1 protein-coding gene is annotated in these 298 nt (G+C 67.8%); it reads right to left on the bottom strand.

Annotated features, from left to right (window positions below):
• Positions 1-298: peptide deformylase (locus WDW90_RS38795; protein WP_336492956.1), on the bottom strand; the 298-nt coding region annotated here is incomplete at both ends.

The following is a 298-nucleotide window of genomic DNA, read 5'->3' as shown; positions in this document are numbered from 1 at the left end:
AAAGCGTTCGCCCGGGATCGAGAGACAGCCCTCTGACTCGCTCTCCTCGTCCAGCTCGTCGATCGACGGTGGAGTCACCCAGAGTTCCGGGTTGATGGCGGCTCCGCGCCACCTCACGTCGTTGTCGTCGGTCCAGTCGTAGACGAAGACGCGCAGCGGGACGCCGACCTGCGGCGCAGCGACGCCGACGCCGGGGGCCGCGGCCATGGTCTGGTACATGTCCGAGACGAGAGTGACCAGGCTCTTGCCGAAATCGGTGACCCTGGCAGCGGGCGAGTGCAACACGGGGTCGCCCGTG

Origin of the sequence: Methylobacterium nigriterrae (assembly GCF_037106235.1) — a bacterium.
Lineage (GTDB): Bacteria > Pseudomonadota > Alphaproteobacteria > Rhizobiales > Beijerinckiaceae > Methylobacterium > Methylobacterium nigriterrae.
The sequence above is the reverse complement of the archived record's forward strand: the minus strand, read 5'-3'. Positions and strand labels throughout refer to the sequence as shown.